Origin of the sequence: Paraburkholderia sp. (genome assembly GCF_035501035.1) — a bacterium.
In the GTDB taxonomy this organism is placed as follows: Bacteria; Pseudomonadota; Gammaproteobacteria; order Burkholderiales; family Burkholderiaceae; genus Paraburkholderia.
The window spans coordinates 1-5770 of record NZ_DATJWR010000088.1; the positions used below are offsets into that span (position 1 = coordinate 1).

Consider the following 5770-nt stretch of genomic DNA (forward strand, 5'->3'; position numbering starts at 1 on the left):
TCGAGGCGAAGAACATCGACCAGTCGTTCAAGTCCGGCGATGACGAGGGTATAAAAAAAGCCGCGCAGCGGAGTCTTGGTGAGACACAAAAAGACGGAACGCAGATGAGTGAAAGGTGGATTGATCGGCGGGCGACATGGGCAATGAGTCGCAATGTAAAAAATGGGGATATGACGCGGGATGATGCAGACAGAAAAGCATCTGAAATGGATGATGAAGGTTACGCAAGATGGATTTTTGCATGTCTCCCCGGCCCGACTGGCTCGCAGTCGAAACTGTTTGTCTTTCTCGATATTGATGAGGCCGGTTTGAATATTGAACCGCCTCCGAAACCTGCACAGGCGCCCCAGCAAACGCAAGATAACGGTTACAACTAGGATAGGCGACTATGAATTTTTCAAAGCAAAGACGGCAGAAATATCTGACAGAGAAATACTATGTCGAGATGGAGCGTAGTTACCACAACAGAGCGAGACTTGCGCATAATTCGTTGACTTCGGGTAAGCCGCTTGCTCCGTCGGCACCTGATAGATTGAGATGGAAAATTGCAGCCGAAAGCTTGGAACTTATTTTGCTCAACTACACCGCTGGACAACCCATCGAGGAACTGCGGGGTCAGTTTCCCGAAGTCATCAAGCGCTTTAATGTCTTTATCGAAAAGGACGTTTCCCCGCGCAACATGAAGCCGGCGCGCAATGTTGCAGACACATTAGAAATCTCGCAGATTGACGCCTACGTGTACGTGTTCTGGCTGCTGGCGCTTTGCAAGCTGCTGCGGCATGGCGAATACATTTCGGAGGTATTGAAATGGGTAAATCGTACGCGCAATTACAGCCGGGGACAGGACGGCCTGTTCGAGGCCGTGGTGGAAAAGCTGACCGGCTTACACGTCGAAACGCCACGCGTGCTGCTACACCCGGACCCCTATCGTCCGCTGGCAAGCGCAACGGTACGCGCGCCGGAAGAACGTCCCGCGCTCGTCAAGGCGTTTGTCGAGAACTGGTACAAAGGCATGAAAGACACCTACTGGCAGGGCTCGCACGTTGACGGCGCCTATTTCGGTTACTGGTGTCTTGAGGCTGCGCTCGTGACGGTCCTGTGGGACATCGATGACCGAAGCTATCGCGACAACCTCGTTTATCCCAAAGCCCTGGTGGACTGGTATCGGGGCAATCCGGGCGTTGGCACGGATGGTGGGCCGCCCAAACCCAAGGTCGTAATACGCGCGAAGCCTGGCGAACCATGCCCGCAAAGCGGCAACTGGATTTCGCCGCACCTGGACAACAAGATCGTCAAGATGACGGCGGGCGAAGCCATGCCGGGGCCAGAGTACGGGCCAACAGGTGCCGTCATCTGGTACCTGGAAGTCAAGGAATGACTGCCTTCATTCGGCTTGGCGACTCGACCTGCCATGGTGGCGTGGTTATCGCCGCATCCGGATGCGCAAAGGTCGCCTGTTCGAGTGAACTTTTAGAAGGGAAAGAAAGGTATGGGCAAGGCACTCGTATGTAACGGCGATCGAACTACGACCGGTGGGCACGTCATTGCGATGACATCGACCATGTTCGACGGCGAGCGGCGCATCGCCCTTGACCAGGATATGGCGACGTGCGGCAAATGCCCCGGCGAGTATCCGATCCGGGGCACGGGTTCTGACGTGAGTGAAGGCGGTAGGGCCAGCGTCGTGCATGACGATATGGTTTTGTGCCCGTGCGGGAGCAATCACGTTCAGGCACAAGGCGAGGCGGGATGTTCTTGCCAGGCGGCGGTTGCGCGGCGATCAACGGTCGGGTGATCTGGCGAAGACGTGCGGCTGCCGTCTCATTTCAGGCATTTGCGCCATGACTTTCCATCATCCTTCTACACTCACCCTGGAAGACATGCAGCGGCTCGCTGGCAGGCATGATGGCCGCTGCCTGTCCACAGACTACCGGAACGTCGAAACCAGATTGCGCTGGCAATGCGCCGACGGTCACGAATGGGAAATGACGCCAGCGAGTGTCAAGCTTGGCCGTTGGTGCCCGGTGTGCAAACGTGCAGGCGCAATGTATCGGCAGCTTGACGAGATGCGCGAACTGGCGCGCTCGCGCGGCGGACGGTGCCTGGCGGATCGCTATCGCGGCACGAAAGGCAAGCTGGAATGGCAGTGCGAACGGGGGCACATCTGGAAATCCGCGCCTTCCTGCGTGAAATTGTCGGGCTCGTGGTGCCCGGTATGCGCAGTGGAGAACAAGCGAGGAAGTCTTGCAGCGATACGTGAACTAGCTGCGACGCGCGGCGGCCGATGTTTTTCAACAGAGTTTCTCAGCGTAAATCACAAGGTGCGCTGGCAATGCGATCAGGGGCACGTTTGGGAGGCGCCAGCGAGTCGCATCCGGCTTGGTTCATGGTGTCCTGCCTGCGCGCACGATAGCTTGCGGGGGACCTTGCAGGAAATGCACGATCTGGCGCACTCGCGTGGGGGACGTTGCCTGTCGTCGGAATACAGGAATCTTCGCACCAGACTTCGCTGGCAATGTGCCGAGGGACACGAATGGATGGCAACACCGGGCCATGTCAAGACAAAGACATGGTGCCCGTTCTGCCGTCACCAGAGTTTCCCGCATACCATCGAGACGATGCAGGACATCGCGAAGAAGCGCGGAGGCGAGTGCCTGTCGAAAACCTACGTGAATAACGCCACAAAGCTTGAATGGCGCTGTCATCGCGGCCACGAGTGGGCTGCTTCGTGGGGTAGCATGCAAAGCGGAAGCTGGTGCCCCTCGTGTGCCCGGCTGGGGCTAACAAGGGATCCGCATAAACGGAAACGCTACGACGTAGACGGATGAACGAGCCGGTCTATCCGGTGCTCGCGCGCGCCATCATCCTTGCATTGGTGGCGATCATGCGTAGCTTCGGCGCTGCGGCCGCATTCCTGCCGCTCCTCCGCATCCTCGCAGATCCATTCAAGCGCGGCGTGGTGCGCGTCGAGCCAGGAGCGCGACGGGTGCGTGCCCGTTTCGATTCCTGCACGGTACGCGCGCCCGATCCACGCGCGCAGGTTATTCGGTAGCGCCTGCCAGTGTTCGCGGCAGCCCCATCTGCCGAGCGGCACCATGCGTGGACAGTTCGGCCAGCCGCAGCGGTGCGCGCGGTCCTTTATCGCCGGCATAGATTCAGTCTCCACAAATCGAGACGGTTACGCGCTGCGGAAAATCTCACTGAAGACAAACCGGAAGGCCTCAATCTTCGCTTCACGCTTGACGATAACCCAGTCACGCACGGCCATGAGTCGCTCGCCCTGTTCGTTTGTAAAGATGAATTCGAAACGGGTCTGACGTCGCCACGCTTTCAGGACCGCGAGCGCTTCGGCATTCAGCGGCACGACGCGCGAGCGCTTGACCTTCGAAGTCCACGCTTCAACCGTGATCGTCCTGGCCTTCCCAGTCGATCGCCGTCCAGCGGGCGCGCAGCAGTTCGGAGCGGCGCATGCCGGTATTGAGCGCGACGAGAATCGCGGGTTTCACGTGATCGGCGTACGCGTGATATTCGCCCGGCACGGCGGCGAGCTTGCGACCATCATGCCGCGCCGACGCTTCTTCGCGGATACGCGCTTCGGGCGTGTCGAGCACAAGGCGCAGCCGGGTTTCTTCTTCGGCGGTCAGTTCGCGCCCGTGCGTGTCGTCTTCAGGGTCAACCTTGCACCGCAGTTTTGCGCACGGGGTCGCGGTCACGATTTCATGCTCAACGGCGTGCGAGAACAGCCCGCCAATCGAACCGAGCGCGCGGTTGATACCAGAGGGACGGTTGCCCGCCGCGGTCCGCTTTTCGATCCATTTTTTCAGCATGGGCCACGTGACTTCACCGAGCCGTTTATCCATGAACTCGGGAAAGTCGCGCCGGATGTTCTTCAGGTTCGCCTCGGGCGTTTCGCTTTTGGTCGTACCGCGCCTCCCGGCACAGGGGCAACGCTGGCATACCGACGCGAAAACAAGGAAATGCCAAAACAACAAGTACAGCGACAAAAAGCCGCCAAGCGGCACCACAAAAACCTCACATCGGCAGACGCTCCGCAAGAGTCACAGGCATACCGGCGTCCGCATCGAGCGCGGGCTCGCTGGCCGCGACGCGCCGCTTGACCGCGACGAAGCTGTCGGGGCTCACCGAGATCGAGTCGATGCCGCACTCGACGAGGAAAGCGGCAAACTCGGGATGATGCGCGGGCGCCTCGCCACATAACCCGACCTTCGCACCGACCTGATGGGCTTCGGCGATCACCCTGCGCACCATCCACTTGACCGCTTCGCTCTGCTCGTCGAAGAGCCCGGAGAGCTGCGCCGAGTCGCGATCCACGCCTAGCGTGAGCTGCGTCAGATCGTTACTGCCGATCGAAAAACCGTCGAAGCGCTGCGCGAACTGGCGCGCGAGCACGACGTTGGACGGAATCTCACACATCACATAGAGCTCGAGACCGTTGCGCCCGCGTTCGAGGCCGCTCTCCTTCATGACCGCCAGCACGCGGTCGGCCTCCTCGGGCGTGCGGCAAAACGGAATCATCACGACCACATTGGTGAATCCCATCGCCTCGCGCACACGGCGTATCGCGCGGCATTCGAGTGCGAACCCTTCGCGGTACAGCGGCGAATAGTAGCGCGAGGCCCCGCGAAAGCCGAGCATCGGGTTGGCTTCGTGCGGCTCGAACTGCGCGCCCCCCACGAGGTTCGCGTATTCGTTGGTCTTGAAGTCGCTCATGCGCACGATCACGGGACGCGGATACTGCGCGGCCGCGATACGCCCGAGCGCGCGTGAGAGATGCTCGACGAAGTACTCGGTGCGGTCGTCGTAACCCACGGTCAGATCGCGGATGGCGCGCTTCGCCTCCCCGTCCTTAAGCTCGTCGAAATGGACGAGCGCCATGGGGTGAACGCGGATCTGGTTGCTGATCACGAACTCCATTCTCGCAAGCCCTACTCCATCGGCCGGAATGCGCCACCAGCGAAACGCCGCCGCCGGATTCGCGAGATTGAGCATGATGCCCGTGCGCGTGGACGGCATGTTCGAGAAGTCGATCTCTTCGGCGTGAAACTCGGCAATGCCCTCGTACACCATGCCTTCCTCGCCCTGCGCGCAACTGACTGTGACCGCCTGGCGGTTGCGCAGCACGCGCGTGGCGTTGCCCGTTCCCACGATCGCCGGCAACCCGAGTTCGCGGCTCACGATCGCCGCGTGCGAGGTGCGGCCGCCGTGGTCGGTGACGATCGCGGAAGCGCGCCGCATGATCGGCACCCAGTCCGGGTCGGTGGTCTGCGCGACCAGCACCGCGCCGTCCACGAAGCGCGCCATGTCGCGGGGCTGCTCGATCACGCACACCTGTCCCGCGCCGATCGCCTCCCCGACGCTCACGCCAGAGAGCAACTTCGGCCCCGTCTTGCCGATGCGCCAGGTTTTCAGCGCGCCGGCGTCGCGGCGCGACTGCACGGTTTCCGGGCGCGCCTGAACGATGAACAGCTCGCCCGTGGCGCCGTCCTTCGCCCACTCCATGTCCATCGGGCAGCCGTAGTGCGCTTCGATGAGACACGCCCAGCGCGACAGATGCAGGATCTCGTCGTCGCGCAGCACCCAGGCCATGCGTTCGGCGCGCGAAGTCCGCACGTTCTTCGTCGGCTGTGTCCGGCTGCGCGTGCGGATCATCTTGACCGCCTTCGCACCGCGCGTCTTGCTGACGATGGGCGTGAGCGACGCGTCTTTCAGCAGGGGCTTGAAGACTTCGTACTCGTCGGGGTCGACGGCG

Annotated in this window: 7 protein-coding genes and 1 pseudogene; 5 read left to right on the forward strand and 3 right to left on the reverse strand. The window is 61.1% G+C overall.

What is annotated here, in order from left to right; genetic code table 11:
- The 5 genes and pseudogenes from VMJ11_RS06695 to VMJ11_RS06715 all read left to right on the forward strand — a co-directional run.
- Positions 1–377, forward strand: a pseudogene (locus tag VMJ11_RS06695) (hypothetical protein); the annotation flags it as partial.
- Positions 378–388: 11 nt separating this feature from the next.
- On the forward strand, positions 389–1378 hold the full coding sequence (locus VMJ11_RS06700; RefSeq protein ID WP_325618183.1) for a PoNe immunity protein domain-containing protein: 990 nt from the start codon (positions 389–391) through the stop codon (positions 1376–1378).
- Between the two features lie 111 nt (positions 1379–1489).
- Positions 1490–1795 (forward strand): PAAR domain-containing protein, encoded by a 306-nt coding sequence (locus VMJ11_RS06705; RefSeq protein ID WP_325618185.1) that lies wholly within the window; start codon positions 1490–1492, stop codon positions 1793–1795.
- Positions 1796–1841: 46 nt separating this feature from the next.
- The gene (locus tag VMJ11_RS06710; RefSeq protein WP_325618187.1) at positions 1842–2828 is read left to right on the forward strand and encodes a hypothetical protein; all 987 of its coding nucleotides are present in this window, start codon (positions 1842–1844) and stop codon (positions 2826–2828) included.
- Positions 2825–3052 carry a hypothetical protein gene (locus tag VMJ11_RS06715; protein WP_325618189.1) on the forward strand — a complete coding sequence of 76 codons (228 nt, stop codon included), beginning with the start codon at positions 2825–2827 and terminating at the stop codon, positions 3050–3052. Before VMJ11_RS06710 ends, VMJ11_RS06715 begins: the two co-directional genes overlap by 4 nt.
- A 126-nt stretch (positions 3053–3178) precedes the next feature.
- Here VMJ11_RS06715 and VMJ11_RS06720 read toward each other — a convergent pair whose 3' ends face one another.
- The 3 genes from VMJ11_RS06720 to ppsA all read right to left on the reverse strand — a co-directional run.
- Positions 3179–3364 carry a hypothetical protein gene (locus tag VMJ11_RS06720; protein ID WP_325618191.1) on the reverse strand — a complete coding sequence of 62 codons (186 nt, stop codon included), beginning with the start codon at positions 3362–3364 and terminating at the stop codon, positions 3179–3181.
- Between the two features lie 34 nt (positions 3365–3398).
- Positions 3399–4025 (reverse strand): hypothetical protein, encoded by a 627-nt coding sequence (locus VMJ11_RS06725; protein ID WP_325618194.1) that lies wholly within the window; start codon positions 4023–4025, stop codon positions 3399–3401.
- 7 nt (positions 4026–4032) lie between these two features.
- On the reverse strand, positions 4033–5770 hold a 1738-nt coding region (gene ppsA / locus VMJ11_RS06730), incomplete at its 5' end, for a phosphoenolpyruvate synthase (RefSeq protein WP_325618196.1).

What these genes read in the sequence shown, in the direction of transcription:
- VMJ11_RS06700 (WP_325618183.1), top strand. Translation starts at nt 389, where the DNA reads ATGAATTTTTCAAAGCAAAGACGGCAGAAATATCTGACAGAGAAATAC.
- VMJ11_RS06705 (WP_325618185.1), top strand. Translation starts at nt 1,490, where the DNA reads ATGGGCAAGGCACTCGTATGTAACGGCGATCGAACTACGACCGGTGGG.
- VMJ11_RS06710 (WP_325618187.1), top strand. Translation starts at nt 1,842, where the DNA reads ATGACTTTCCATCATCCTTCTACACTCACCCTGGAAGACATGCAGCGG.
- VMJ11_RS06715 (WP_325618189.1), top strand. Translation starts at nt 2,825, where the DNA reads ATGAACGAGCCGGTCTATCCGGTGCTCGCGCGCGCCATCATCCTTGCA.